At 73.3% G+C, this 25200-nt stretch carries 24 protein-coding genes and 2 tRNA genes; 9 read left to right on the top strand and 17 right to left on the bottom strand.

The window, feature by feature from the left end:
* Positions 1-22 precede the first annotated feature (22 nt).
* Positions 23-99, bottom strand: a tRNA-Pro gene (locus AB0L25_RS12590).
* Between the two features lie 140 nt (positions 100-239).
* Between AB0L25_RS12590 and AB0L25_RS12585 the strand changes: the two genes are divergently transcribed.
* Positions 240-310: transfer RNA gene (locus AB0L25_RS12585), tRNA-Gly, on the top strand.
* Between the two features lie 337 nt (positions 311-647).
* On the opposite strand, the gene AB0L25_RS12580 is transcribed toward AB0L25_RS12585, so the two are convergent.
* From AB0L25_RS12580 to AB0L25_RS12565, 4 genes are all read right to left on the bottom strand, one after another.
* Positions 648-1223 carry a Uma2 family endonuclease gene (locus AB0L25_RS12580; protein ID WP_500171486.1) on the bottom strand — a complete coding sequence of 192 codons (576 nt, stop codon included), beginning with the start codon at positions 1221-1223 and terminating at the stop codon, positions 648-650.
* 663 nt (positions 1224-1886) lie between these two features.
* The gene (locus AB0L25_RS12575; RefSeq protein ID WP_500171392.1) at positions 1887-2198 is read right to left on the bottom strand and encodes an AtuA-related protein; all 312 of its coding nucleotides are present in this window, start codon (positions 2196-2198) and stop codon (positions 1887-1889) included.
* Positions 2179-3489 carry an acyclic terpene utilization AtuA family protein gene (locus tag AB0L25_RS12570; RefSeq protein WP_500171391.1) on the bottom strand — a complete coding sequence of 437 codons (1311 nt, stop codon included), beginning with the start codon at positions 3487-3489 and terminating at the stop codon, positions 2179-2181. Before AB0L25_RS12570 ends, AB0L25_RS12575 begins: the two co-directional genes overlap by 20 nt.
* 21 nt (positions 3490-3510) lie before the next feature.
* Complete coding sequence (locus AB0L25_RS12565; RefSeq protein WP_500171389.1) at positions 3511-4800, bottom strand: CitMHS family transporter; 1290 nt, start codon at positions 4798-4800, stop codon at positions 3511-3513.
* Between the two features lie 94 nt (positions 4801-4894).
* Between AB0L25_RS12565 and AB0L25_RS12560 the strand changes: the two genes are divergently transcribed.
* Positions 4895-5830 carry a LysR family transcriptional regulator gene (locus AB0L25_RS12560; RefSeq protein ID WP_500171387.1) on the top strand — a complete coding sequence of 312 codons (936 nt, stop codon included), beginning with the start codon at positions 4895-4897 and terminating at the stop codon, positions 5828-5830.
* 177 nt (positions 5831-6007) lie between these two features.
* On the opposite strand, the gene AB0L25_RS12555 is transcribed toward AB0L25_RS12560, so the two are convergent.
* From AB0L25_RS12555 to AB0L25_RS12535, 5 genes are all read right to left on the bottom strand, one after another.
* Positions 6008-6694 (bottom strand): response regulator, encoded by a 687-nt coding sequence (locus tag AB0L25_RS12555; RefSeq protein ID WP_500171385.1) that lies wholly within the window; start codon positions 6692-6694, stop codon positions 6008-6010.
* Positions 6691-7281, bottom strand: a complete 591-nt coding sequence (locus tag AB0L25_RS12550; RefSeq protein WP_500171484.1) for a sensor histidine kinase — start codon at positions 7279-7281, stop codon at positions 6691-6693. The genes AB0L25_RS12555 and AB0L25_RS12550 overlap by 4 nt, the downstream gene beginning before the upstream one ends.
* Complete coding sequence (locus AB0L25_RS12545) at positions 7167-7898, bottom strand: hypothetical protein (RefSeq protein WP_500171383.1); 732 nt, start codon at positions 7896-7898, stop codon at positions 7167-7169. Before AB0L25_RS12545 ends, AB0L25_RS12550 begins: the two co-directional genes overlap by 115 nt.
* A gap of 111 nt (positions 7899-8009) precedes the next feature.
* Positions 8010-10214 (bottom strand): MMPL family transporter, encoded by a 2205-nt coding sequence (locus AB0L25_RS12540; protein ID WP_500171381.1) that lies wholly within the window; start codon positions 10212-10214, stop codon positions 8010-8012.
* 438 nt (positions 10215-10652) lie between these two features.
* Positions 10653-11693: an NAD(P)-dependent alcohol dehydrogenase gene (locus tag AB0L25_RS12535; RefSeq protein ID WP_500171380.1), complete on the bottom strand. Its 1041-nt coding sequence runs from the start codon at positions 11691-11693 to the stop codon at positions 10653-10655.
* A 129-nt stretch (positions 11694-11822) separates the two neighbouring features.
* Here AB0L25_RS12535 and AB0L25_RS12530 point away from each other — a divergent pair, with 129 nt between their 5' ends.
* The 3 genes from AB0L25_RS12530 to AB0L25_RS12520 all read left to right on the top strand — a co-directional run bounded on the left by AB0L25_RS12530 (position 11823) and on the right by AB0L25_RS12520 (position 13939).
* A complete protein-coding gene (locus AB0L25_RS12530) occupies positions 11823-12683 on the top strand; it encodes a helix-turn-helix domain-containing protein (RefSeq protein WP_500171378.1) in 861 nt (286 codons plus the stop codon).
* 59 nt (positions 12684-12742) lie between these two features.
* Positions 12743-13516, top strand: a complete 774-nt coding sequence (locus tag AB0L25_RS12525) for a PaaI family thioesterase (RefSeq protein ID WP_500171376.1) — start codon at positions 12743-12745, stop codon at positions 13514-13516.
* A 96-nt stretch (positions 13517-13612) separates the two neighbouring features.
* Positions 13613-13939: a TraR/DksA family transcriptional regulator gene (locus AB0L25_RS12520; RefSeq protein ID WP_500171374.1), complete on the top strand. Its 327-nt coding sequence runs from the start codon at positions 13613-13615 to the stop codon at positions 13937-13939.
* Between the two features lies 1 nt (position 13940).
* Here AB0L25_RS12520 and AB0L25_RS12515 read toward each other — a convergent pair whose 3' ends face one another.
* Both AB0L25_RS12515 and AB0L25_RS12510 read right to left on the bottom strand, forming a co-directional pair.
* A complete protein-coding gene (locus AB0L25_RS12515) occupies positions 13941-14309 on the bottom strand; it encodes a hypothetical protein (protein WP_500171372.1) in 369 nt (122 codons plus the stop codon).
* 11 nt (positions 14310-14320) lie between these two features.
* Complete coding sequence (locus AB0L25_RS12510) at positions 14321-14773, bottom strand: cation:proton antiporter regulatory subunit (RefSeq protein WP_500171370.1); 453 nt, start codon at positions 14771-14773, stop codon at positions 14321-14323.
* A gap of 139 nt (positions 14774-14912) precedes the next feature.
* On the opposite strand from AB0L25_RS12510, the gene AB0L25_RS12505 reads away from it, so the two are divergent.
* Both AB0L25_RS12505 and AB0L25_RS12500 read left to right on the top strand, forming a co-directional pair.
* Positions 14913-15905, top strand: a complete 993-nt coding sequence (locus tag AB0L25_RS12505) for a HAMP domain-containing sensor histidine kinase (RefSeq protein ID WP_500171368.1) — start codon at positions 14913-14915, stop codon at positions 15903-15905.
* Positions 15902-16543, top strand: coding sequence for a response regulator (locus AB0L25_RS12500; protein WP_500171366.1), 642 nt, complete (start codon positions 15902-15904; stop codon positions 16541-16543). The genes AB0L25_RS12505 and AB0L25_RS12500 overlap by 4 nt, the downstream gene beginning before the upstream one ends.
* Here the strand turns inward: AB0L25_RS12500 and AB0L25_RS12495 are convergent.
* The 5 genes from AB0L25_RS12495 to AB0L25_RS12475 are packed head-to-tail and all read right to left on the bottom strand — an operon-like array spanning position 16530 to position 21834.
* Positions 16530-18056: an AMP-binding protein gene (locus tag AB0L25_RS12495; RefSeq protein WP_500171364.1), complete on the bottom strand. Its 1527-nt coding sequence runs from the start codon at positions 18054-18056 to the stop codon at positions 16530-16532. The two genes, AB0L25_RS12500 and AB0L25_RS12495, sit on opposite strands and share 14 nt — an antisense overlap.
* 8 nt (positions 18057-18064) lie before the next feature.
* The gene (locus AB0L25_RS12490; RefSeq protein ID WP_500171362.1) at positions 18065-18277 is read right to left on the bottom strand and encodes a ferredoxin; all 213 of its coding nucleotides are present in this window, start codon (positions 18275-18277) and stop codon (positions 18065-18067) included.
* The gene (locus AB0L25_RS12485; RefSeq protein ID WP_500171361.1) at positions 18274-19554 is read right to left on the bottom strand and encodes a cytochrome P450; all 1281 of its coding nucleotides are present in this window, start codon (positions 19552-19554) and stop codon (positions 18274-18276) included. Before AB0L25_RS12485 ends, AB0L25_RS12490 begins: the two co-directional genes overlap by 4 nt.
* Before the next feature lie 19 nt (positions 19555-19573).
* Positions 19574-21019: an aldehyde dehydrogenase family protein gene (locus AB0L25_RS12480; protein WP_500171359.1), complete on the bottom strand. Its 1446-nt coding sequence runs from the start codon at positions 21017-21019 to the stop codon at positions 19574-19576.
* Positions 21019-21834 (bottom strand): mycofactocin-coupled SDR family oxidoreductase, encoded by an 816-nt coding sequence (locus tag AB0L25_RS12475; protein WP_500171358.1) that lies wholly within the window; start codon positions 21832-21834, stop codon positions 21019-21021. Before AB0L25_RS12475 ends, AB0L25_RS12480 begins: the two co-directional genes overlap by 1 nt.
* 468 nt (positions 21835-22302) lie before the next feature.
* Between AB0L25_RS12475 and AB0L25_RS12470 the strand changes: the two genes are divergently transcribed.
* Together AB0L25_RS12470 and AB0L25_RS12465 are read left to right on the top strand one after the other, a co-directional pair.
* On the top strand, positions 22303-23568 hold the full coding sequence (locus AB0L25_RS12470; protein ID WP_500171356.1) for a CaiB/BaiF CoA transferase family protein: 1266 nt from the start codon (positions 22303-22305) through the stop codon (positions 23566-23568).
* A gap of 118 nt (positions 23569-23686) precedes the next feature.
* The gene (locus AB0L25_RS12465; RefSeq protein WP_500171355.1) at positions 23687-25150 is read left to right on the top strand and encodes an MFS transporter; all 1464 of its coding nucleotides are present in this window, start codon (positions 23687-23689) and stop codon (positions 25148-25150) included.
* The last annotated feature ends 50 nt before the right edge of the window (positions 25151-25200 follow it).

The raw sequence follows: 25200 nt of genomic DNA, 5'->3' as shown, positions 1-25200 counted from the left end.
CATGAGGTCACGAAACTACCGATGGTCGGGCTGGCGGGATTCGAACCCACGACCCCTGGCACCCAAAGCCAGTGCGCTACCAAGCTGCGCTACAGCCCGCACACCGACGCGCGAGCGCGGGTGCTGCCCGAAGTCTAGTGCCGATCGCCCCCGCCCGCCGCCCGGCGACCACGACCGCACCCGAAACCCTGTACGCTACGGATGGCGCACAAGGACCGCCCAGGCCCTCCCGGCGCCGCGCGGGCGTAGCTCAATGGTAGAGCCCCAGTCTTCCAAACTGGCTACGCGGGTTCGATTCCCGTCGCCCGCTCTCATACCTCCCCAGGTCAGAGCCCTGCAGGGCGATCTTGAGGGCCCCTTTCAAGATCATTCGTGACCCATTTGTCACTGGGATCGAGCACGCCAGAGCGGCATCCCGGTTCATCTGGAAACCTTCGCGATATGGACGACTTCGTGCCGTGCCTAATGGCCTGCTAGCCGGTCACCGAGGCCCTGCGCTACGCGTCCGAGAAGGCCGGCGACGTGACGCTGCGGTTGGACTGCACCGAGGACGGCGCGTTGTGGATGGAAGTCCAGTTCGTCCCTGCGCTACTTACCGGCCCGTCCCGCAGGCGAAGATCACATGACGGGTGCCGATCCAGGTGAGGTCAGCGTTCGCAGACGGCTTTGAGATCGATGTCGAGGGCGAAGGGCAGCGTCGCGGTGATGCGGTCGTGGTGGACGCCGGTCGCTACATATCCGCCGGTGGCGTCGTCCAACTCGTAGGTGTAGATCGCGAACGCCGGTTCGGTCTGGTCGGTCTCCACCCGCCAGTAGTGCCGGATCCCGGCTCCTGCGTACAGGGCCGGTTGCATCCGGCGGTCCTTGCTCTTGGTCGACGGTGACACCACCTCGGCGACGAGGGTGACCGACTCTGCGTGGATCGGACGTTCGTATGGATCGTGTTCGACCGAGTAGACGACGATGTCGGGGGCGATCTCGACCGGCTCCGTCTCGTCGTCGTCCAGCAGTACATCCACGTCCGTGTCGACCTGCCAGGCGTCAGGGGCCGCGTCTTCGAGACGGGTCGCCAGACGCCGCGCGATGCGCTGGTGGATCGGGCGGGGCCGTGGACTCACGACGAGTTCTCCGTGGATGAGGCTCACACGTACTGGGAGGTCTTCGGGTAGCGCCTCGTAGTCTGCCCGAGTCCAGGTGTCGCCGGAGGGCAATGGGAGAGTCATCGCTGGCATGGCTCCTGCTGCCTCCGGTCGAGTGGGGACGCGTCCTTAGTCAGAGTACATTCGGCACGCCTCCCCGAGGCTATGAGCGGCTCCGCGCCATCGCTGGACCTTGGCCTTGAGGGTCGCCTCGTGCTTGTGGCACGGAGCCGCCGTTGCCGTCTGCCAGGAGGCGGACGCGGGCCCTGGGCATAGACGGTGATAGACGGTGATCGATTGCCGCTACATGACCATCCAAGGTCGGCTGCTTCTCGGGCCGGGTGCCAGCAGTGTGTGCGGAACCAGCCGGCGGGGATGTGCGGGTCGTCGTCGACGACGCGGGGGTTGCGGGGGCTGTCCTTGCCTTGGGCGCGACGCTTGGCGCGGTAGGCGGCGTAAGCGGCTCGGCAGTGGTCGCACTTGCACTTGCCGAGGTTGTAGGCCGTGATCGTGCCGTGGGTGTAGGCGCGGCCATTGAAGGCTTCGAAGGTGAGGGACTCGGGGTCGACGAGTTCGAGCCTGGGCGGCTTGGGTCGGCGGCTTGAGCTTGGCGACGATCTGGGGCTCAGCTTGAGGCGGCGGTAGCGCTTGCCCTTGGGGTAGTCGTTGACCAGGAAGCGGCGGCCTTCGGGCGGCCTTGTACGTCTTGCCGGGTGTCCGCGTCGGTCTTGTGGTGTCTTCGAGGGGTCAGTCGCTTACTTCGATCTCCAGGGACAGGAGGTGGGAGCTGAGGGTTTTGCCGTGGGTGTCCAGTGCGAGGGACGTCGTGACGCCGCCTTCCAGGGACTGGCGGCACACGAAGTGCAGGGCGTGCAGGTTCGGGAGTTCGTGGCGCACCACTTCGCCGCGGGTGCCGAGGTGGCGGCGCACCGCTTCGGCCGTCAGTTCTCTGACCAGGTCGGCGTAGTGCTCGTCGCGGTAGGGGAAGACCGAGATGGTCGAGGTGTCGCCCTTGTCGCCCGCGCGGGCGTGCGCGATGTCATGCAGTTTCGTGCGCACCGGGGACCTCCAGGTAGTGCGTGGCGGGGGTGACGGCTTCGCGGGGTAGCAAGGTCGAGACGATGCCGATGACCTCGTCGGTTCGGGTGCGGACGCCGCCGCCTCCGGCGGGGCCGTTGGTGTAGAGGGCTTCGACCTCGTGGCAGACGTCGTCGGCGCGCTCGGGCGTGGGGGTGATGGCCGCGACGCGCAGGCGGCATTCCTCGTCGGGGGTGCCGATGACGCCGGTGCGCGGGTGCACCCCGGCCCGTCCGAGCCGGGTCGCCACGATCTCGCCGGCGAGTTCGGCGCGGCGCCGGGCGTTCGGGCCCGCGTAGGAGATCTCCGCTTCGGCGCGGTGGCCGGCCTGGTAGCCGACGCTCACCTTGAGCGTGCCGGGGCGGGGACGGCCCGCGGCCCCGCGCACCCGCACGACGTCCGGGCGGACGTCCTCGACGGTGACGCCCCGCAGGTCGAGGACGACGTCGGGGGTCAGGTAGGCGGCGGGGTCGGTGATCTCGTACAGCAGTTGTTCGCGGACGGTGGCGCGGGAGATCAGGCCGCCGGTGCCGGGGAGCTTGCCGATGGTGGCGGTCCCGGCGGTGTCGACGTCGGCGAAGGGGAAGCCGAGGTCGGCGAGCCCGGGGACGTCCTTGCGGCCGGGGTCGGCGAAGTAGCCGCCGGTGAGGTGGCCGGCGCATTCCAGCAGGTGGCCGACCATGGTCCCGGCGGCGACGCGGGGCGGGTCGTCCAGGTTCCAGCCCAGGCGGTGGGCGAGGGGTGCGAGGAACAGGGACGGGTCGGCGACCCGGCCGGTGAGGATGACGTCGGCTCCGGCGGCGAGGGCGGGCATGAGCGCGTCGGCGCCCAGGTAGGCGTTGGCGGAGATGACGGGGCCGTGGTCCTGCAGGGGTCTGCCGTCCTCGAGGGCGGGGGCGGTCAGGTCGATGCGGTCGAGCACGTCGTCGCCGGTGACCACGGCGATCCGTAGTTCCAGGCCGAGTTCGCGGGCCAGGGCTCGGGTGGCCTCGCCCGCGGCGGTGGGGTTGGCCGCGCCCATATTGCTGACGATCGGCACGCGCCGCGCGTGGGGCAGCAGTGCCGACAGCCGGGCGCGCAGGCGCGGCTCGTAGCCCTGGTCGGGGTCCTTCAGCCTGCGGCGGTGGCCGAGCGCGATGGTCCGTTCGGCCAGGCATTCCAGGACGAGGACGTCGAGGTCGCCGCGGTCGAGCAGGTCGGCGGCGGGCTCGATGCGGTCGCCGGCGAACCCGGCGCCGCAGCCGATCCGCACGGACGTGGTGGTCGTGGTCATGGGAGCCCCGATGGTCGATGGTCAGATGGCGCCGGTGAGCAGGGCGACCGCGGTCATGACGAGCGTGGTGCCGAAGGCCCAGCCGAAGATGAACCGCTGGTGGGCGCCGAACTCGACCTTGGCCATCCCGAGGAGGATGAACGTGGACGCGGTCAGCGGGCTGAGCGGGAACCCGGTGGTCATCTGGCCCAGGATCGCCGCCCGGCCGATCTCGGCGGGGTCGCCGCCCAGCCCGGCGGTGGTCTCGGCGACGACCGGCATGACGCCGTAGTAGTAGGCGTCCGGGGTGAACACCAGGCTGAGCGGCATGCTCGTGACGGCGGTCGCGGTCGGCAGGACGCCGCCGGCGCCGTCCGGGACGACCGACACGATGGCGCGCGCCATCTCGGTGATCATTCCGGTGCCGCCCAGGATGCCGGTGAAGACGCCCGCCGCGAAGATCATCGCGGTGACCAGGATGACGTTGGCCCCGTGCTTCTCCAGCAGTTCCTGCTGTCGCGGCCACGTCGGCCGGTTGACGGCGAGGGCGACGGTGAACGCGACGGCGAACAGCACCTCGAGCGGCATCAGCTGGGCGACCAGCGCCGCGATCAGCGCGACGGTCAGCAGCAGGTTGAACCAGAGGAGGACGCGCGCCGTTCGCGGGGCGGCGTCCGGTTCCGCGACCGTCTCCGGGGCGGGCAGCGCCTCGCCCTGCTCGGCCAGCCGGGCGCGTTCCCGGCGTCCGATGAGGTAGGCCGCGAGCAGCACCCACGCGATCCCGGCGATCATGGCGGGCAGGACGGGCAGGAAGATGTCGGAGCCGTCCAGCTTGAGCGCGGCCATCGCGCGGGCGGTCGGGCCGCCCCAGGGCACGAGGTTCATCACCCCGGCGCCCAGGCAGACCACGCCGGTCAGGACCACCGGCCGCATGCCGAGCCGCTTGTAGATGGGCAGCAGCGCGGAGACCGTGATGAGGAACGTGGACGCGCCGTCCCCGTCGAGGGCCACCAGCAGCGTCAGCACCGCCGTCCCCACGGTGATCTTCATCGGGTCGCCCGCGGCCCAGCGCAGCACCCGGCGGATCGCCGGGTCGAACAGCCCGCTGTCGATCATCAGGCTGAAGTACAGCACCGCGAAGGTGATCATGATGGCCACCGGGGCGACCTTGACCATCCCGTCGGCGATCATGCCGCCGAGGTCGCCGCCGAACCCGCCGGCCAGCGCGGTCGCGATCGGCACCAGCACGAGCGCGAGCAGCACCGACACCTTCCTGGTGAGGGTCAGGGCGAGGAACAGCCCGATGGTGACGAACCCAAGCGCGGCCACCATGTGCCCACCTCCTTTCCGGGGTTGCCGACGAGTGTGAGGTCCGACACTCTTGTTCGTCCAACATCGATCGCGCATACATTGATGCGGAGAGCGCATGGACCTGACGATCCAGCAACTGCGCATCGTCCTCGCCGTCGCGCGGGAGGGCAGTTTCACCGCCGCGGGCGAGCGGATGCGGCTCGCCCAGTCGTCGCTGAGCCGGACGGTCGCCGAGGTGGAGCGCCGCGTCGGCGTCGTGCTCTTCGAACGCACCACGCGGCGGGTGCTGCTGACCCCCGCGGGCGAGGAGTTCGCCCAGGTCGCCGGACGGGTGGTGGCGGAGTTCGACCGCGGGATCGGCCACTTCGCCGGCTTCCTCGCCGGCACCCGCGGCTTGGTCCGGATCGCGGCCCTCCCCTCGCTGGCCGCGACCCTGCTGCCCGCGATCGTGTCCCGGTTCCGCCGCGATCACCCCGACGTGCGCGTCCAGATCGAGGACGGACTGCTGGACCAGGTGCTCGACCGAGTGCAGGGCGGCCACGTCGATCTGGCGGTCACCGTGCTGACCGGCCCGCACGACGGGCTCGGTTTCCGCCAGATCGCCGTCGACCACTTCTTCTGCGTCTTCCCCCGCGACCACCGCTTCGGGGCCGACCCCGGCGGGCTTCCCTGGACGGAGCTGGAGGACGAACCGTTCATCGCCTTCGACCCGGCCAGCAGCGTCCGCACCTTCACCGACCGGGCACTGCGCGAGGCCGAGGTGCGGCTCGGCCCGGTGACCGAGGCCCGCAACATCGCCGCCGTCGCGGGCCTCGCCGCGGCGGGGCTCGGGGTGTCGGCCGTCCCCGGGCTCGTCCTTCCGCTCATCGAGTTCGCCCATCTCGAACGGCGGCGGCTCGTCGACCCCGAACCGACCCGCCCGATCGGCGTCCTGTTCGACCCGCGACGCCCCCAGGCACCGGTCGTCAAGCACTTCCTGAATCTGCTCGAAGAGGGAGCGGCGGCGGAGTCGCCGCATTTCGTCGGCGCAGAGTGGACGCACGGCCGATGACCCTCGGCGGAACAGCGGTGATGTTGGTTCCCGGCAGGCCGGCGGCGCCGCGATCGCCGACTTGCTGCTCGGCCGCGCCGGTCCGTGCGGCCGGCTCGCCGAGACCGTCCCGCTGCGCCTGGAAAACACGCCGTCCCACCTCGGCTTCCCCGGCGCCGACGGCACCGTCCGCGCCCGTCAGCTCCCGCTTTGGGGAGGCGCCGGGCGCACGAGGCCGGTCTGGTAGGCGATGACGACGAGCTGGGCGCGGTCGCGCGCGTCCAGTTTCACCATGGCCCGGTGGACGTGGCTCCGCACGGTGAACGGGCTGATCACGAGGGCGTCGGCGATCTCGGCGTTGGAGAGCCCCTGCGCGGCGAGGGCCATCACCTCCCGTTCGCGGGCGGTGAGTTCGGCCAGTTGCTCGGGCGCGCCCAGGCGGTCGTCGCGCGCCGGTGCGGCGAGGAAGCGGGCGACCAGCGCGCGGACGGCGGCGGGCGACAGGAGCGCGTCCCCGGCGGCGACCGTCCGGATGCCCTCCAGGAGCGCGTCGGCGCTGACGTCCTTGCCGAGGAAGCCGCTGGCACCGGCGCGCAGCGCCCGCGCCACGTACTCGTCGGTCTCGAAGGTGGTCAGGATGAGGACCCGGGTGCCGGACAGGCCCGGGTCGGCGCAGATCTCGGTGGTCGCGGCGAGCCCGTCGGTGCCGGGCATGCGGATGTCCATGACGACGATGTCCGGCCGGTGCTCGCGGGCGAGTTCGGCGGCGCGCGCGCCGTCGCCCGCCTCGCCGACCACCTCCATGTCCGGGCAGGAGTCGATCAGGATGCGGAAGGTGGCGCGCAGGAGGGCCTGGTCGTCGGCGAGCAGTACACGGATCGTCATCGGGTGTTCTCCGGGTCGCGGACGTGCAGCGGCAGGGTCGCGGCCACCTCGAAGCCGCCTTCGGGACGGTTCCCGGTGCGGACGTCGCCGCCGACGGAGCCGGCGCGCTCCCGCATGCCGATGAGGCCGAAACCGCGTCCCGGCGAGGTCGGGGCGGCGCCGGTGCCGTCGTCGGTGACGGTGATGGCGAGCCGGTCGGTGCCGTAGGCGAGCCGCACCCGCGCCGTCGCGGCGGCGGCGTGCTTGGTGACGTTGGTGAGGGCTTCCTGGACGATGCGGAACGCCGTCAGGTCGACGCCCGCCGACAGCGGACGCGGCTCGCCCTCGACGACGACGTCGACCGCGAGACCGGCCGCGCCGCATGCCGCGGTGAGTTCGTCGAGCCGGGCGAGGCCGGGCGCGGGTTCGAGTGACGGCGCCTCCGTGCCGTCCGCCGTGTCGTCCGCCCGGCGCAGCAGGCCCACGGTCGCCTTCAGCTCGCGCAGCGCCGAGGACGTCGTGCCCGACAGGTCGGTGAGGATGCCGCGGATCTGCTCGGGGCCGTTGCGGGCGAGGTGCGCGGCCGTCCCCGCCTGGGCGTTGGCCAGGGCCAGGTGGTGGGCGACCACGTCGTGCAGTTCCCGGGCGATGCGCACCCGCTCTTCGGCGACCCGGTGCCGCGCCTCCTCCTCCCGGGTGCGCTCGCGTGCTCGGCGCGGGCCCGCACCTCGTCGAGGTAGGCGTTGCGCAGCCGGACCGCGCTGCCGCCGACCACGGGCAGCAGCACCCACGCGGCGGGCGCGATCGTCCGGTACGCCAGCGGGTGGCCGGTGTCGGCGAACACCGCCGTGATCACCACCTGGATCAGGACGGCGAGGGTGAACAGGCGGGTCGTCCTGCGGTCGGTCCGCAGCGCGAGCTGGAACAGCGCGAGCATCACCGGTGCGAGGATCAGCGGGGTGAGCAGGTAGCCGAGCCCGCTCGCGGCGCCCGCGCAGACGGCGGTCGCGACGACGACGGCGCGCGGGCGGGTGCGCTGCCACAGCAGGGCCACGCAGGACACGGCCGCCAGGATCACCCGCAGCCCGACCCCCGTGTCCGGTTCGTGCGAGCCGGACACCGTCAACTCGCATCCCAGAAGGAACAGGCCGAAGGCCGCCACGGCCGTCATGGCGTCGATGACGCGCGGATGCTCCATCGTCCGGCGCTGCCAGGTGTCGATCATCGGTTCTCCCGGTGGGCGTGCCCGGTCCTCGCCGTCCCACGGCGGGGCTCCCACGGTCGGTGAGGGCCGTCCGCGCCGAGCACGGACGGCCCTCGTCACTCAGGGTAATGGCTACAGGCGGACGGCTTCCGGGGCGCGGGCCCCGGCTTCCCCGGCGCCCGGACCGCGGCGGAGGGATTCTCCCTCCACGTCGATGCGGGGCAGCACACGGTCCAGCCACCGCGGCAGCCACCAGGCGCGGTCGCCGAGCAGGGCCAGGACGGCGGGGACGATCGCCATGCGCACGACGAACGCGTCGAACAGCACCGCGCCCGCCAGCCCGAACCCGATCATCTTGATCATGGTCTCGGCGGAGCCGGCGAAGCCCGCGAACACCCCGATCATGATGAGGGCGGCGGCGACCACGACCCGGGCGCTGTGCCGGAAACCGCCGACGACGGCCTCCCCGGGCCCGTCGCCGTGCACGTACGCCTCGCGCATGCGGGTGACGAGGAAGACCTCGTAGTCCATCGCGAGCCCGAACACGATGCCGACCAGGAAGATCGGCATCAGGCTCATGATCGGCCCCGGCTGCTCCACGCCGAGCGGCTCCGCGCCCCACCCGAACTGGAAGACCGCCACGACCGACCCGAACGCCGCCAGCACCGACAGCAGGAAGCCCAGCGCCGCCTTGATCGGCACCAGCACGGACCGGAACACCACCAGCAGCAGGACGAACGCCAGCCCCACGATGACGGCGAGGTAGGGGATCAGCGCGTCCTGGATCTTCTGGGCGACGTCGATGTTCACCGCGGTGCTACCGGTGATCTCGTACGTCGCCCCGGTGGCGGCCTCGACCGGTGCCCGCGCCTCGCGGAGGGTGTGCACGAGTTCCTTCGTGGACTCGTCGGCGGGGCCGGTGGCCGGCACGGCCGACAGCAGCGCGGTGTCGCCCGCGGGGTCGAACCGGGCGGGCGACACCGAGACGACCCCGCTCGTCCCGCCGATCTCCGCGGCGACCCGGCTCACGGCCGCCTTCGGGTCCGCGGCGTCCCGGGCGTCGACGACGACGGTCAGCGGGCCGTTGAACCCCGCCCCGAAACCCGCGGCGAGCGCGTCGTAGGCCCGGCGCTCCGTCGTGGAGACGGGCTTGGCCTCGTCGCCGGGCATGCCCAGCTGCAGCTGCGTCGCCGGTACCGCGAGCACTCCGAGGAAGGCGACACCGGCGAGCAGGACGAGCACGGGCCGCCGCAGGACCAGCCGCGCCCACCGGACGCCCACGCCGTCGGCGCGCCCGTTCTCCTTCGCCGTCCCCTTCCGGACGCTCCGGCCGAGGACGGCGTCCGGGAAGAACCCCAGCAGCGCCGGGATCAGGGTCAGCGCGATGAGGACGGCGACGGCGACCGCCCCCGCCGCGGCCAGCCCCATCTTGGTCAGCATCGGCACGCCGACCACCGACAGACCGGCCAGCGCGATGACGACCGTCAGCCCGGCGAACACGACCGCCGAACCCGCCGTCCCCGCGGCCAGGCCCGCCGCCTCCGCGGGCGCGCTCCCCCGCGCGCGTTCCTCGCGGTACCGGGAGACGACGAACATCGCGTAGTCGATGCCGACCGCGAGGCCGAGCATCGTCGCCAGCGTCCCGGTCGTCACGGACAGGCCGAACGCGCCGCCCAGCGCGAGGATGGACGCCATGCTGATCCCGACGCCGAGGACCGCGGTGAGCAGCGGGAGCCCGGCGGCGGCCAGCGAACCGAAGGTCACCAGCAGCACGACGGCGGCGATGAGCACGCCGACCCCCTCGGCCGCGCCCCCTGCGGCGGGCTGCGTCGCGAGCGCGGTGCCGCCGACCTCCACCGTCAGGCCGGCGTCCCGCACCCGGTCGATCGCGCTCTCCAACGCCTCCTTGCCGGCATCGGTGAGGTCGCCGGCCGCGGCGTCGAAGCCGACGGTCGCGTAGGCGGTGGTGCCGTCGTCGCTGACCGCACCGGCCGCGAAGGGGGACACGACGCTCGCGACCTGCGGGCCGCGCGCCGCCTCGGCGAGGGCGCCGTCGATGGCGCCGCGGTTGTCTGCCGCGGTGACCCGCTGCCCCTCGGGCGCGACGAACACGATCCGGGCGTCGGCCGCGTCGCGGTCGGCGCCCGGGAAACGCTGCTCCACCAAATCGAAGGCCCGCTGGGACTCGATGCCCGGCATCGCGAACCCGTCATCGGTCGCGGCCGGTGCGGTGGCGGCGCCGACACCCGCGGCGCCCAGGATCGCCAGCCACACGACGACGGCGTACCAGCGCCGCTCGAAGGCCGTGCGGCCCAGCCGGTAGAGGAATGCAGGCACGGGGAAGGTCTCCACATCTGGAAGGAAGCCGAGGTACCTTTCCAGGCTCTTCGGCGGGAGGCCTTTCGTCGTCGTGCACGCGTCCGCACTTGCCGCTGCTGCGAACGCACAAGCGCGGCGGCCCGCGTCCTACCCGAGGAGGAGACGACGCTTCCCGGGACGGCTCACAAGTCGTGCTCGTCCGGATCTTCGACGAGCCCGCCGTTGACCGCGCGAAGCCAGAGAGTCCGGTGCCATTCGCCGGCGTCGGGGGGCGATCGCTTCCAGCCGCTCGCCGCGCCGGCCGATCTCCGCTTCGTCGGCGTCCCAGTCCGGGAGCGGTCCGTCCGCGACGAAGGCAAGCACCTCGGGTCTCACTTCTCGATCACCGCTTTCCGGACGGCGGGGCGTCCGCGGCGGAGCGAACCTCCGACCGCGGACGCCCGGACGGGTCGCGGGTCAGCCGAGGGTCTTGGTGTCGATGACGAAGCGGTAGCGGACGTCCGAGGCCAGGACCCGCTCGTAGGCCTCGTTGATGCGGTCCGCGGAGATGAGTTCGATGTCGGCGCCGATGCCGTGCTCGGCGCAGAAGTCGAGCATCTGCTGGGTTTCGGCGATGCCGCCGATCATGGAGCCGGCGTAGGAGCGGCGGCCGTTGAGCAGGCTGAACACGTTGACGTTCAGCGGCTCGGCGGGGGCGCCGACGTTGACGAGGGTGCCGTCGACCGCGAGGAGGCGGAGGTGGGCGTCGACGTCGATGGGCGCGCTGACGGTGTTGACGATGAGGTCGAACCGGTCCGCGAGCCGCTCGAAGGTGCCGGGGTCGGAGGTGGCGTGGTAGTGGTCGGCGCCCAGGCGGAGGCCGTCCTCCCGCTTCTTCAGCGACTGCGAGAGGACGGTGACCTCGGCGCCCATGGCGTGGGCGAGCTTGACGGCCATGTGGCCGAGGCCGCCGAGGCCGACGACGGCGACGCGGCGGCCCGGGCCGGCTCCCCAGCGGCGCAGCGGCGAGTAGGTGGTGATGCCGGCGCACAGGAGGGGGGCCGCGGCGGCCGGGTCGATGCCGTCGGGGACCGACAGGACGTAGTCGGCGTCGACGACGACGTGCGTGCTGTAGCCGCCCTGGGTGGTGGTGCCGTCCCGGTCGGTGCCCGCGTAGGTGGGGATCATGCCCTCGACGCAGTACTGCTCGTCGCCGTTGCGGCAGTTGGCGCACGCGCCGCAGGAGCCGACCATGCAGCCGACGCCGACGCGGTCGCCGACCGCGTGCCGGGTGACGTCGGCGCCGGTCGCGGCGACGACGCCGACGATCTCGTGGCCGGGGACGACGGGGAACGGCTGGGCGCCCCAGTCGCCGTTGACCGTGTGGATGTCGGAATGGCAGATGCCTGCGTAGTAGATCTCGATGAGCACGTCGTTCGGGCCGACGTCACGCCGCTCGATGGTCGTCGGGGCCAGCGGCCGGCCGGCGGCCGGTGCGGCATAGGCGTGAACGCGCAAGGTGAAGCTCCTTTGTCGTTTCGGGGTCGACTCCCATGGAACGTTCCGGGGCGGGATGGGAGAAGGCACTGCCGACAGGTGTACTGGCAGGGCACCCTTTCGGTGAAACCGGGCGCTTAGCCTGGAGGCGTGGATCAGCGCAGCCAAGTCCGTGAGTTCCTGACCTCCCGGCGGGGCCGGATCACCCCGCAGGAGGCGGGGCTGCCCTCGTACGGCGCCCGCCGGGTGCCGGGTCTGCGCCGGGCGGAGGTCGCGCAGCTGGCCGGGGTGAGCGTGGAGTACTACTCCCGGCTGGAACGCGGTGATCTGTCCGGGGTGTCCGACCATGTGCTGGACGCGCTGGCCCGGGCGCTCCGGCTCGACGAGGAGGAGCGCACCCATCTGGACGACCTGGCCCGGGCCGCCGGTCCGGGGCCGCGCCGCCGGCGGCGGTCGGCGCCGCAGCGGGTCCGGCCAACGGTGCAGCGGATGCTGGACGGCATGACGGACCCGGCCATCGTCATGAACGGCCGGGGCGACATCCTCGCCGCCAACGCGCCGGGACGCGCGCTCTACGCGCCCATGATCGAGGCGGCGCGGGGCGCCGTCCCGAACCATGCGCGGTTCATCTTCCTCGACGCGCGGTCCCGCGAATTCTGGGGCGACTGGGACCGCGCGGCGGACGACACCGTCGCGCTGCTGCAGGCGGAGGCCGGTCGCGATCCCTTCGACAAGGAGCTGACGGAGCTGGTGGGCGAGCTGTCCACGCGCAGCGACGACTTCCGGGCCCGCTGGGCCCGCCACGACGTGCGGCAGCACCACATCGGCGCGAAGCCCTTCCACCATCCGGTCGTCGGGGAGCTGCGGCTCACCTACGAGTCGCTGGATCTGCCCGCCGACAACCTGACCCTCGTCGTCTACAGCGGGGAGCCCGGCAGCGATTCCGAGGACCGGCTCCGGCTGCTGGCCAGCTGGGCCGCCGAGCCGGTGCGCGAATCCGGGGCGCGGTGATCGCCCGCCCGTGAAAATATGATTTTCTAAGAGGAGAATCACGCTTTCACGGAGGGTGCATGGGACGGGCACAGGCGGCCTGGCACGGCCGGAGCCGGATCCTCACCGAGTTCGGCCTCGCGGTGCGGTCGCACGGCGAGGAGCTGCACGGCACCGGGGCCGTCACGCCGCACCTGCACGTGCCGGGGACCGCGCACCTGCGGACGTCCGTCCTGGCGGCGTGGACCGACCACCTGACCGGGCTGCTCGCCGCGCGCACGATGGCCCCGCGCGTCCCGGTCACCATCGAGCTCGACGTCCACCTGTACGGTCCGGCGCCCGCCTCGGGCGACGTGCGCGGCGCCGCCCGGGTCGTGAAGGCCGGACGGTCGATCTTCGTCGCCGAGGTCGAGTTCGCCGCCGGCGGCGCGCCCCTCGGCTTCGGCGCCGCCTCGTTCATGATCGCGCCCGATCCGGCGGTCCGGCTGCCGGAGCGGCTGAGCGTCGACATGCCGGCGCCGGCGGGACGGCTGGAGATGCCGCTGGCCGAGCGGGCGGGGTGCGTGCGGCGGGAGCCGGGCACGGTGCTCCTGCCCCGGTCCGAGGAGGGCCTCAACTCCTCGAACACCGTCCACGGCGGGCTGCTGGCCCTCGCCGCGGAGGAGGCCGTGCTGTCCCTGGCCCCCGGCGGCACCGTGGGGTCGCTCGCGCTGCGCTACCTGCAGGCCGCCCGCGTCGGGCCCGTCGTCGCCACCGCGGACCTGCGGCGCGGCGTCGCCCGGGCCGTGCTGCGCGACGCGGGCAACGGCGACCGGGTCGCGGTCACCGCCACCGCCCGAACGTCCGGGGCCTGACTCGCCCGGAAATGGGTGTCAGCACGGATGTCGCCGGGAGTTCCGATCGCCGATGGTGAATGGACGTGCTCCGCTCACCATGGAAAGGGATGGCACATGACGGCGAACGATGTGTCGGACGGCTCGGCGACCCGCGAGGTGCGGCGGCGGCTGGAGGAGGAGCGGCGCAAGCGCGAGGCCCAGCTGGTCGCGCTGGAGGAGGAGATCGAGCGGTCGCCGCTGGAGGAGGTCGAGGCGGCGGACTACTCGCGGCTGGAGAACCTGCGGCAGAGCCTCGCGGAGATCGACGGGGCGCTGCGCCGTGTCGACGAGGGGACGTACGGGGGGTGCGAGGGGTGCGGGCAGGCGATCCCCGCCGGACGGCTGGAGATCCTGCCGTACGCGCGGTACTGCGTGCGGTGCCAGGGGCGGGCGCCCCGCTGAGTCACAGGAGCCGGACGGCGTCCCCCGCGCGGACCTCGTCGTAGCGCCCCGGCTGCTCGACCACCCAGATCCGGTCGGCGAGGATCACCGGCCGGATCTCGTCGAGGCGGGCGGGGCGCCACGGGCGGTGCCGGGCCAGGACGACCGGGCCGGACGCCGTCCCGTAGGCGACGGTGACCGTGTCGACGGCCGCCGGGCCGAACGGGCGGGCCAGCCGGACGTGGTGGGCGCCGAGGATCGGCTGGGCGAGCACGTGGTGGGTGAGCGGGGAGCCGCCCGGGTCCACCACGAGGTGCGCGTCGTGCAGGCGGACGGTCCAGCCGGTGAGCGGCAGGTTCACCTGCGGGACGCCGGTGCGGTCGCGGGCCACGGGCCCTCCTCTCAGGGTGCGAGCGATCGGCGCAGCGCGCGGATCGCGGGTTCGGCGCCGACGGCGACGAGGGCGTCGCCGTGGCGCAGCCGGACGGTCCCGGACGGCGCGTCGATCGCGCGGCCGTCGCGGAGGATCGCGACGACGCTGGCCCGGGCGCGGAGGTCGTCGAGGGGGCGTCCGGCGTAGGGCGACGCGGCGGGCACGGGGATGTGGACGGCTTCGAGGTGCGCGAGCGCGAGGTGCGGGACGCGGTCGGCGACGGCGGGGGCGCCGAGGAGTTCGGCGACGGTGCGGGATTCGGTGTCGGTGAGGGCGATCGTGCACGCCACCCCGTGGGGGCCGTGCAGGACGAGGTCCCGGCGGCCGTCGCGGTGCGCGACCACGCCGGCGCGCTGCCCGGCGGAGGTCGTGAACGTGAACGAGGTGCCCGTCCTGGGCAGGTTCGTCCTGTCCAGCAGCATCGATGTCCTCCTCACATGCCGTCTGCCTTCCACCTTGGGCGGCCGCCGCGGGTGTCACCATCGGGGGCGGCACCCATTTACGGACGGCGGAGGGTGTAGGGCCCTCGCCGGGACGGGCGGGGTGCGCGGGCGGCGGACAATGGGAGCGGAGGGGGTGCGGGTGCGGCTGTTCTGGCGCGTTTTCTGGTTGAACACCCTGGTGGGAACGGTGGCGACCGTCCTGCTGATGGTCGGGCCGTGGACGGTGTCGGTGCCGATCCGGCTGACGGAGGCGCTGGTGCTCGCGGCGGGGCTGGCGTCGATGCTGCTCGCGAACGCGGCGCTGCTGCGCTGGGGGCTCGCTCCCCTGCAGCAGCTGATCCGGCTGATGGAGACCGTGGACCTGCTGCGTCCGGGGCAGCGGCTGGCGGTGACCGGGAGCGGTGAGGTGGCGACGCTGATCGACGCGTTCAACCGGATGCTGGAGCGGCTGGAGGACGAGCGGGGCACGAGCACGGCGCGGGTGCTGCTGGCGCAGGAGGACGAGCGGCGCCGGATCGCGCGGGAGCTGCACGACGAGATCGGCCAGAGCCTGACGGCGCTGCTGCTGGACCTGAAGCGGCTGACGGGCCGGGCGCCGGCGGAGTTGCGGGAGGAGTTGCGGGTGGCGCAGGAGACGACGCGGGACAGCCTGGAGGAGGTGCGGCGGATCGCCCGCCGGCTGCGTCCGGACGTCCTGGAGGACCTGGGGCTGGGGAGCGCGCTCGCCGCGCTGGTGTCGCAGTTCGACGCGCACACCGTCCTGCGCGTGGAGCGGAACCTCCACCCGGACCTGCCCGCGCTGCACCCGGACGTGGAGCTGGTGCTGTACCGGATCGCGCAGGAGTCGCTGACGAACGTCGCGCGGCACTCGGGCGCGTCGGAGGTCGAGCTGAGCCTGGCCCCGGCGGGCGAGCCCGGCGGGGTGCTGCTGCGGGTGGAGGACGACGGCAAGGGGCTCGGCCACGTCCGCGAGGGGGCGGGGATCCGCGGGATGCGGGAGCGCGCGCTGCTGGTCGGCGGCACCCTGACGCTGGAGGCGGCGCCGGGGGGCGGCACCCGGGTGACGCTGTTCGTGCCGGCGCGCCGCTCCGTCCCGGAGGGGCTGCCGTGATCCGCATCCTGCTGGCCGACGATCACGCGCTGGTGCGCCGCGGGGTGCGGCTGATCCTGGACGGGGAGCCGGACCTGCGGGTCGTCGCCGAGGCCGGGGACGGCGCGGAGGCGATCGCCCTGCTGCGCGGCGGGGTCGAGGCGGACCTGGCCGTCCTGGACGTGGCGATGCCGCGGATGACGGGGCTGCAGGCGACCCGCGAGCTGACCCGCGCGTTCCCGGGGCTGCGGGTGCTCATCCTGACGATGCACGACAACGAGCAGTACCTGTTCGAGGCGCTGAAGGCGGGCGCGGCCGGGTACGTGCTGAAGACGCTGGCGGACCGGGACCTGATCGCGGCGTGCCGGGCGGCGGTGCGCGGCGAGCCGTTCCTGTACCCGGGCGCGGTCGGCACGCTGATCCGCACGTACCTCGACCGGGCCCGGGCCGGACGGTCCGACGGCGTGCTGACGCCGCGGGAGGAGGAGGTGCTGAAGCTCGTCGCCGAGGGGCACTCCTCGAAGGAGATCGCGAGCATCCTCGTGATCAGCGTGAAGACGGTGGAGCGGCACCGCGCCAACATCCTCACGAAGCTCGGCATGAAGGACCGGCTGGAGCTGCTGCGCTACGCCATCCGGGTCGGCCTCATCGAGCCCTGACCGCGTTCCGCAGCACGTACTTCTGGATCTTGCCGCTGGCGGTGCGGGGGAAGTCGTCGACGACGTGCAGTTCCTCGGGCCACTTCTGCCGGGCGAGGCCCGTCCGCTGGAGGTGGGCGCGCACGTCGTCGAGGGTGGGCGCCGGTTCCGCCTTGAGCCGGACGAACGCGGCCGCGTGCTCGCCGAGGCGCGCGTCCGGCGCGGCGACGACGGCGGCCTCGGCGACGGACGGCAGCGCGAGCAGCGCCTCCTCGACCTCGAGGGCGCTGATGTTCTCGCCGCCGCGGATGATGATGTCGGACTTGCGGTCGGTGATGGTGATGTAGCCGTCGTCGTCCATGACCGCGATGTCGCCGGTGCGGTACCAGCCGTCGGCGTCGAAGGCCCGCTCGGTGAGGGCGTCGTCGGTGTAGCCGAGGCACAGGTCGGGGCCGCGGCTGAGGATCTCGCCGTCGTCGGAGAGGCGCAGCTCGACGCCGGGCAGCGCCTTGCCGTCGGTGTGCAGCCGCTTGTCCTGGGGCGCGGTGTGCAGGGACGCGGTCATGGAGGGGTGCTCGGTGCTGCCGTACGAGCGGTAGACGATGATGCCGAGGTCGGTGAGGCGGGACGTGACGGCGGTGGCGACGGGCGCGCCGCCGAGTCCCGCGTACTTCATCCGGCGGAGGTGCCGGTCGGCGAAGTCGGGGTGGTCGAGGAGGCTCGTGATGTAGTACGGGACGCCGCCGCCGACGATGAGGTCGTCGCTGTCCATGAGCGCGAGGACGCGGCCGGCGTCCCAGGCGTCGGCGAGGTGGATCGGCGTGCCGTCCAGTACTGGGATGAGGAAGGCGTTCACCATGCCGATGAAGTGGCCGACGGGGGCGGAGGTGAGCTGCCGGGCCATCTCGGGCGGGTAGCGGTCGGAGAGCTGGCGGGCCTCGCAGCCGAGGGTCTGGTGGCTGTGCACGACGCCCTTGGGGTCGCGGGTGGTCCCGGACGTGAACGTGATCAGCGCCGGGCCCGCCGGGTCGACGGGGGCGACGCCGGGGAACGGGTCGCCGAGCAGGTCGTCGAAGTCGCGGCCGACGACGCCGACGTGCGGGACGGACGCGCTGACGGCGGGGTCGTGCTCCAGGCGGCCGAACCGTTCGGCGGTGATGAACGCCTTCGGCTTCACCGCGTCCAGGATGTAGCCGACCTCCTTGTGCCCGTAGATGTGGACGATCGGCACGACGACGGCGCCGAGGAAGGAGGACGCCCAGAAGGCCGCGGCGGCCTCCATCCAGTTCGGCAGCTGGAAGGCGACGGCGTCGCCGGGGCCGACGCCGCGGTCGCGGAGGCCGCCGGCGAGGCGGCGGGCGAGGTGCTCGACGTCGGCGAAGGTCCCGGACCAGGGCCGGACGGACGAGTGCACGCGGAACACCGTGTCCGGTGCGGCGTCGAGCCCGCGCCGGAGGAGGTCGCCGACCGTGTCGCGCGTCCACCATCCCTCGGCCTCGTACCGTTCGGCCAGTTCGCTGGGGATCGTTCGCATGGCGGCTCCTACGGCCGGAGACGGATGGAGCGGGTGGGGCACGCCTCGGCGGCGTTGCGGACGTCGGCGGGCGGGTCGCCCCGTTCGTCCAGGACGGTCACTTTGCCGTCGTCGTCCAGCCCGAAGGTGTCGGGCGCGTAGAAGCCGCACATGCCGGTGCCGGCGCACGTCTCGGGGGTGACGTCGATGGCCGCGGGGGCGGCGTCGGTGCGGTCGGTCATCCGAACACCACCGGAAGCTCGCTCGGGCCGCGCCAGTGCAGGCCCATGAGGACGGGACGGGCGGCGTCGGGGGCCCAGCGCAGGTTCGGCAGCCGGTCGAGGATCGCGTTCAGCGCGACGCTCATCTCGGCGCGGGCGAGGTGCATGCCGAGGCACACGTGGGGTCCGCCGGCGAACGAGAGGTGGGGGCGGAGCGGGCGGTGCACGTCGAACCGTTCGGGGTCGTCCCACCGGGCCGGGTCGTGGTTGGCGGCGGTGAGGCAGAGCGCGACGCGGGACCCCGCGGGGATGCGGACGCCGCCGAGTTCGGTGTCGCGGGTCGCGGTGCGGTAGAAGGTCGGGTCGGTGACCTCCCAGCGCAGCGACTCCTCGATGGCGTTGCGGACGAGCGCGCGGTCGCGGCGGACGGCGTCGAGCTGGTCGGGGGCGTTCAGCAGCGCCCACAGCGTGATGCCGAGCTGCCGCCAGGTCGTCCCGGACCCGGCGGTGAGGATCAGCCGGGCGAACGCGAGGATCTCGGCGTCGGTGAGGCCGCGCCGGGTGCCGTCCTCGTCGCGGATCGTCTCGTTGAGCAGCTTGCTGATGAGGTCGTCGCGGGGCGCGGTGCGGCGGTCGGCGATGACCGGCCCGAGGATCTCGCCGGCCTCGGCGGCGGCGGCGATCCGGTCGTCCCGCTCGACGGTGGCGCCGATCATCTGCTCGATCAGCTCGCGGAGCCGCAGCGTGTCGTCCATGCCGATGCCGAAGCTGCCGGTGATGGTCAGCAGCGGCAGCAGGGCGCAGAACTCGAGGTTGAGGTCGACGGCGCCGCGCGGCTCGATCCGGTCGAGCAGGGTGCGGGTGATGCCGTCGATCCAGCGGTCGGCCCACCACTGCATCATGTTGCGGTTGAAGGACGGCTGGACGACCGCGCGGTGCCGGGAGTGCTCGGCGCCGCCCATGCCGAGGATGTTGCGCCCGAACGTGTCGAACGTGCTCTGCATCGCCTCGGAGCTGAACGTCTCGGGGTCGCGGAACACGGCGTTCACGGTGGCGTAGTCGAACACCGAGAAGACCGCCGGGGGCAGCGCCCGTCCGGCGACGGGCGCCGGGTGCGGCAGGCCGAGCACCTGCTCGACCGTCCCCTCGTGGACGGGCCCGGTCTCGCGGGCGCGGCGCAGCCCGGCGTGGAAGTCGAGGGCGAAGTCGCCGCCGGACCGGGAGCGCCGGTACTCGCCGCCGGTGTCGAAGAGGGTGCGGATCTTGACCGGGTCGAGCCGGGCGATCTCGTCTAGCATCTGGTTTCTCCCGTGGGGGTCAGGCGCTCACGGCCGTGACGTGTTTGGCCTGCTGGTAGGCCCGGATGCCCTCGCGGCCGCGCTCGCGCCAGTCGCCGCTGTGCCGGCGGCCGCCGGACGACGCGAACGCGCCGATGTAGCCGCCGTTGACGAAGACGGTGCCGGCGCGGACGCGCCGGGCGAGGGCGAGCGCCTCGTCCGCGGGCCCGTACACCGCCCCGGACAGCCCGTAGACGGTGTCGTTGGCGAGGGCGACGGCGTGGTCGGGGTCGCGGTAGCCGAGCACGGAGACGACCGGGCCGAACGTCTCCTCCTGGGCGAGGGGGTTGGCGGTGCCGTCGAGGTCGACGACGGTGGGCTCGAAGAAGTGGCCGCCGAGGTCGGGCCGGGCCCGGCCGCCCGCGACGACGCGTCCGCCGTGCCCGCGCGCGGCCGCGACGTGCTCGGCGCAGCGGGCGACCTGCGCGGCGCTGATCAGTGGGCCGACCTCGGTGGACGGGTCGCGGGGGTCGCCGAGCCGGAGCGCGGCGACGGCGTCGGCGGCGTCGTCGAGGACCTGCTTCTTCAGGTGGTCGGGGACGAGCACCCGGGTCTGCAGGGCGCAGCCCTGGCCCGCCATCGCCCGCATGACGATCGAGATCCCGGCGGCGGCGCGGTCGACGGCGTCCGGCAGGTAGATCGCGGCGGACTTGCCGCCGAGTTCGAGCATGACGCGCTTGTGGGTGGGCGCCGCCTGCGCGGCGATGGCCGCGCCGACGGCGGCCGAGCCGGTGAACGAGACGGCGTCGACCTGCGGCATCGTGGTGAGCAGCTCGGCGCCCGCGCTGCCCGGCTCGGCCAGCACGTTCACCGTGCCGGGCGGGAACCCGGCCTCGTGGGCGGCCTCGCCGACCGCGAGCACGGCGAGCGGCGCGAGCGGGCTCGGGCGCAGCACGACGGTGTTGCCCGCGAGGAGCGCCGGGACGACCTTCCACAGCGCGAGGAACAGCGGCACGTTGTAGGCGGGGATCGCGGCGACGACGCCGAGCGGCTCCCACGCGAGGACGCTCGCGGCGACGCGGCCGCCGGTGACGAGCGCGTCCAGCGGGACCGGGTTGTGCTCCTCGGCGGGCAGCGCCGCGTGCAGCCGGACGGCGTCGCGGGCCTGCGCGATCGCGCCGCTCACGTGCAGGGTGCGGACGGACGCGGCGAGCGCGCCGGTCTCGGCGACGATCGTGTCCTCGAGGGGTTCGCGGCGCGCTTCGAGGGCGTCCAGGAACCGCAGGACGAGGGCGGCGCGCTCGTCCGCGGGCGTCCGGGACCAGTCGCCGTCGAAGGCGCGGCGGGCGGCGTGCACGGCCCGTTCGAAGTCGGCGGGCTCGGCCGCGGGGACGTCGGCGACCGCGGACAGGTCGGCCGGGTTCTCGACGCGGAACGGCTCCCCGGAGCCGAGGCGGGCGCCGTCCACGTAGGAGCGGGGGCTCATCAGAGGCTCACGCCGGCTTCGACGGGGAGCGCCACGCCGGTGACGGCGTACGCGGCGTCCGACACCAGCCACAGGATCGCGCGGCTGACGTCGATCGGCTGCAGCCGGTCGACCGGCAGCACCCGCGCGAGCGCGGCGGCGCCGCTCGCGCTGGTCATCGGCGAGTGCGGGTTGTTGATCATGAAGGTGTCGACGGCCGTCGGGTGGACGACGTTGACGCGCACGTTGTGCTGCCCGAGCAGCCGCGCGAACCCCTTCGCGAGGCCGACGACGCCGTGCTTGGCCGCGTTGTAGCCGGACATGCCGCCGGAGCCGTCCGTCATGCCCTTCAGCCCGGCCGTCGAGCCGGTGATCACGATGGCGCCGCCCCGCCCCTGGTCGATGAGCGGCCGCTGGACCACCTTGAGGGTGTTGAACACTCCGGTGAGCATCACGCCCACGGCGTCGTCCCACCGCGCGGCGGCCTGTTCGAGGGTGGTCTCGGTGCGGTCGCTGTGCAGGACGCCAGCGTTGGCGAGGACGATGTCGACGCCGCCGAGCTCGGCCATGCCGCGTTCGAGCGCCTTGTTCAGGGCGTGGATGTCGCGGACGTCGGCGAGTTCGGTCACGCAGCGCCGTCCGACCGCCTCGACCAGCCGGGCCGTCTCGGCGAGGTCGTCGGGGGTCGCCATCGGGTAGGGGACGGTCGGGATGTCGGCGCCGATGTCGACGGCGATCACGTCCGCGCCGTGCTCGGCGAGCAGCACCGCGTGCGAGCGCCCCTGCCCGCGGCCGGCTCCGGTGATGAACGCGACCTTGCCGTCCAGTTGGCCCATGATTCGGCGCCTCCGTATGAGTGCTCGTGCGCGGTTCTCGGGTTGCCGAGGAATGTGCGAGAAATGGCCGGAAAAGACACCCGGGAGCGCTCGGCGCCGCGTCGGGCGGGCGATCGGTCGGGTGGGCTCACCATAAGCGGCGGCGACTACCGCGTCAAGAGAATGACCTTCTCCATAATCTCGACCAGGTCAGCGTGCCAGTATGGATGGTCCCTCGGCGCCGGGGACACGGTTCTTGATCACCTCTCCGCCGCGCCATCGGAGAAGCGCCTTCTACCTATGGACATATGAGCTTCTACTGGTTACGGTGACTTTCGTTCGCCCCGACGAAGCAGCGACCACGCCCCGTTCACGTCGCTTGCGGCCACCCCTTCGAGGAGACACCACCATGCGGGCAGAGCCATTCGGTCACGCCATTTCGCCCACCCCGGTCGCGCGGCCCGCGCACCGCGCCGCGGCGCGGCCGGCATGAGCCCGGCCGAGCGGGCGGCGCCCGAACGGGCGGCGCCGGAGCGAGAGGGGCACGCCCCCGGGGCGCCGGTCTTCGACGGCGTGCGGGTGCTGGAGGTCGCGCAGTGGACGTTCGCGCCCGCGGCGGCCGCCGTGCTCGCCGACTTCGGCGCGTCCGTCATCAAGATCGAGGACCCGGTCACCGGCGACCCGCAGCGCGGGCTCGCGTCGTCCGGCGTCGTCCCGTCGTTCGGCGGGGTCAACATCGTCACCGCGCAGACCAACCGGGGCAAGCGCAGCGTCGGGCTCAACCTGCGCGACCCGCGCGGCCGCGAGCTGCTGATGGAGCTCGTCGACCACGCGGACGTGTTCGTCACGAACTTCCGGGGCCCCGCGCGGAAGAAGCTCGGCTTCGACGAGGACGCGGTGCGGGCCCGCAACCCGCGCATCGTGTACGCCCGCGCCACCGGGCAGGGCCCGCGCGGCGAGGACGCCGACCGGGGCGGGTACGACTTCACCTCGTACTGGATGCGCGGCGGGATCGCGTCCGCGCTGACCGCGCCGGACGCCGACCGCCCGCTGCCGCAGCCGCCCGCGTTCGGCGACAAGGCCGGGGCGATGAACCTGGCGTTCGGGATCGCCGCCGCGCTGTTCCGCCGCGAACGGACGGGCGAGGGCGCGCTCGTCGACGTGTCCCTGCTCGGCACCGCGCTGTGGCAGCACTCGAGCGCGATCCTCTACAGCTGGGGCCTCGAACGGGAGTTCCCCGTCCAGACGGGACGCTCGGCGAACCCGATCGCCCGCGGGTACCGGACGTCCGACGGCCGCTGGATCGCGCTGATGATGATCGAGTCGGACCGCTGGTGGCCCGGCCTGTGCCGGCAGGTCGACCGCCCCGACCTCGTCGACGACGAACGGTTCGCCGACGCGAAGGCCCGGACCGCGAACTACGACGCGTGCGTCGCGGAGCTCGAGGCCGTCTTCGCCGCCCGCACCCTCGCCGACTGGCGGACCCGGTTCGCGGGGTTCGAGGCCCCGTGGGAGGTGCTGCGCACGATGCGGGAGACGGCCGACGACCCCCAGGTGACCGCGAACGGCTACGCCGTCCCCGTCGACCACGACGGCACCGAGGTCCGGCTGATGAGCGCCCCCGTGCAGTTCGACGAGCGCGTCCCGGACCTGACCCGCGCCCCCGAGCACGCCGAGCACTCCGAGCAGGTGCTCCTCGAACTCGGCTACGACTGGGACGCGATCCTCGCGCTCAAGGACGCCGAGGTGCTCTGAGCGGCGCCCGTCCGGTTCCCGCCGGGCGCTCGTCCCGTCCCGCTTCCTCTCCCTATGCGCCCCCCGTCACACCTCCACCCCACCCCCGCCTCCACCCACCCCATGCGCAGGAGGACCCGTGACCACCACCCCCGACCGTCCCCCGCAGGGCGGGGCCCCGCCGTCCGGCGCCGGGCGCGGCGCCACCCGCCTCATCGTGGCCCTGGTCGCCATCGAGATCTTCGCGGTGTTCGAGACCGCGATGGCGCTCGCCGCCATCCCGACGTTCATGCGGGTCTTCGAGGCCGACTCCGCGGCCGTCGGGTGGACCGGCACCGCCTACCTGCTGGTCGGCGCGGTGTCGGCGGCGACCGCCGGACGGCTCGGCGACATCTTCGGCCGCCGCAACGTGCTCGTCGCCGTGCTGGCGGTCGCGGCCGTCGGTTCGCTGATCAGCGTCCTCGCCACCTCGCTGTGGCTGGTGGTCGTCGGCCGCGGCGTGCAGGGGATGGCCGCCGGGGCCCTGCCGCTGTCGTTCGGGCTCGTCCGCGAGCTGCTGCCCGAACGGCGCGTCCCGTTCGTGATGTCGCTGCTCGGCGGCGTCGTGCCCGTCTGCACCGGCGCGGGCTCCCTGATCGCGGGCCTGCTCATCGACCACGGCGGCTGGCGGAACATGTTCGTCGCGGCCACCGCGATGGGCACCGCCGCCGCGCTGATCGCGCTGTTCGCGCTGCCGCGCACCCCGGGCATCACGCCCCGGCCGTCGGTCGACGTGGTCGGCGCCCTGCTGCTCGCCCCGGGCGTCGGCGGCATCCTACTCGGCGTCAGCCAGACCGAGGACTGGGGCTGGGGCGACCCGCGGGTGATCCTGTCGATCGCCGTCGGCGTCGCGGTCCTGCTCGCCTGGGTCCGGTGGGAGCGGCGCACGCCGGAGCCGCTCGTCAGCATCGACCTGTTCCGCAACCGGAAGGTGGCGCTGGCGACCGCGGCGGCCTTCATGGTGGGCGCCGGGCCGATGGGCGCGGTGTCGATCCTGTCGCACATGGTCCTGCAGCTGCCCGAGACCGCGCCGGTCGGGCTCGGGCTGTCCCCGACGGACGCCGGGTACGTGCTGCTCGTCGTCGCGGTCGTCGCCTACGCGGGGGCGATCGTGAGCGGGCGGATCGCCGGGAAGATGGGCGCCCGCCCGTGCCTGGTCCTCGGCACCCTCATCTACGCCCTCGGCATCTTCCTCTGGATGTTCCTGGACAAGTCCCTCGCCGGCACCATGTTCTGCCTGTGCCTCACCGGCCTCGCCAACGGCTTCGCGCTGACCGCGCTGCCGATCCTGGTCGTCGAGGCGGTGCCGGTGCGCAACACCGGCGAGGCCACCGGGGTCAACCGCGTCACGCTCAACACCGGCGTCGCCTGCGGCCTCGCGATCACCTCGGTGATCCTCGCGACCTCGACCGTCGAGGGCACCCACATCCCGACGCACGGCTCCTTCGTCACCACCGTGGTGATCTTCACCTGCGTGTCCCTCGCCGGCACCGTCCTCGCCCTGCTCATCCGCGGCGGCCGCACGACGGCGGCCGAGCCGGAGCCGGCCCCCGCGAAGGCGTGAGCCCCGGCACCGCCCGTCCCGCACGAAAGACGCGTCCGCACCACAAACGA

The sequence above is a fragment of the Spirillospora sp. NPDC052242 genome (assembly GCF_040679555.1).
Lineage (GTDB): Bacteria > Actinomycetota > Actinomycetes > Streptosporangiales > Streptosporangiaceae > Spirillospora.
Note: the sequence above shows the minus strand (reverse complement) of the source record. Positions and strands in the feature narration are given on the sequence as shown.

Coding starts and splice junctions, on each gene's coding strand:
- AB0L25_RS12570 (WP_500171391.1), bottom strand. CDS start 3,489: ATGACCACGACCACCACGTCCGTGCGGATCGGCTGCGGCGCCGGGTTC.
- AB0L25_RS12545 (WP_500171383.1), bottom strand. CDS start 7,898: ATGATCGACACCTGGCAGCGCCGGACGATGGAGCATCCGCGCGTCATC.
- AB0L25_RS12560 (WP_500171387.1), top strand. CDS start 4,895: ATGGACCTGACGATCCAGCAACTGCGCATCGTCCTCGCCGTCGCGCGG.
- AB0L25_RS12485 (WP_500171361.1), bottom strand. CDS start 19,554: ATGCTAGACGAGATCGCCCGGCTCGACCCGGTCAAGATCCGCACCCTC.
- AB0L25_RS12520 (WP_500171374.1), top strand. CDS start 13,613: ATGACGGCGAACGATGTGTCGGACGGCTCGGCGACCCGCGAGGTGCGG.
- AB0L25_RS12475 (WP_500171358.1), bottom strand. CDS start 21,834: ATGGGCCAACTGGACGGCAAGGTCGCGTTCATCACCGGAGCCGGCCGC.
- AB0L25_RS12495 (WP_500171364.1), bottom strand. CDS start 18,056: ATGCGAACGATCCCCAGCGAACTGGCCGAACGGTACGAGGCCGAGGGA.
- AB0L25_RS12505 (WP_500171368.1), top strand. CDS start 14,913: ATGGGAGCGGAGGGGGTGCGGGTGCGGCTGTTCTGGCGCGTTTTCTGG.
- AB0L25_RS12480 (WP_500171359.1), bottom strand. CDS start 21,019: ATGAGCCCCCGCTCCTACGTGGACGGCGCCCGCCTCGGCTCCGGGGAG.
- AB0L25_RS12565 (WP_500171389.1), bottom strand. CDS start 4,800: ATGGTGGCCGCGCTTGGGTTCGTCACCATCGGGCTGTTCCTCGCCCTG.
- AB0L25_RS12510 (WP_500171370.1), bottom strand. CDS start 14,773: ATGCTGCTGGACAGGACGAACCTGCCCAGGACGGGCACCTCGTTCACG.
- AB0L25_RS12470 (WP_500171356.1), top strand. CDS start 22,303: ATGAGCCCGGCCGAGCGGGCGGCGCCCGAACGGGCGGCGCCGGAGCGA.
- AB0L25_RS12555 (WP_500171385.1), bottom strand. CDS start 6,694: ATGACGATCCGTGTACTGCTCGCCGACGACCAGGCCCTCCTGCGCGCC.
- AB0L25_RS12525 (WP_500171376.1), top strand. CDS start 12,743: ATGGGACGGGCACAGGCGGCCTGGCACGGCCGGAGCCGGATCCTCACC.
- AB0L25_RS12490 (WP_500171362.1), bottom strand. CDS start 18,277: ATGACCGACCGCACCGACGCCGCCCCCGCGGCCATCGACGTCACCCCC.
- AB0L25_RS12580 (WP_500171486.1), bottom strand. CDS start 1,223: ATGACTCTCCCATTGCCCTCCGGCGACACCTGGACTCGGGCAGACTAC.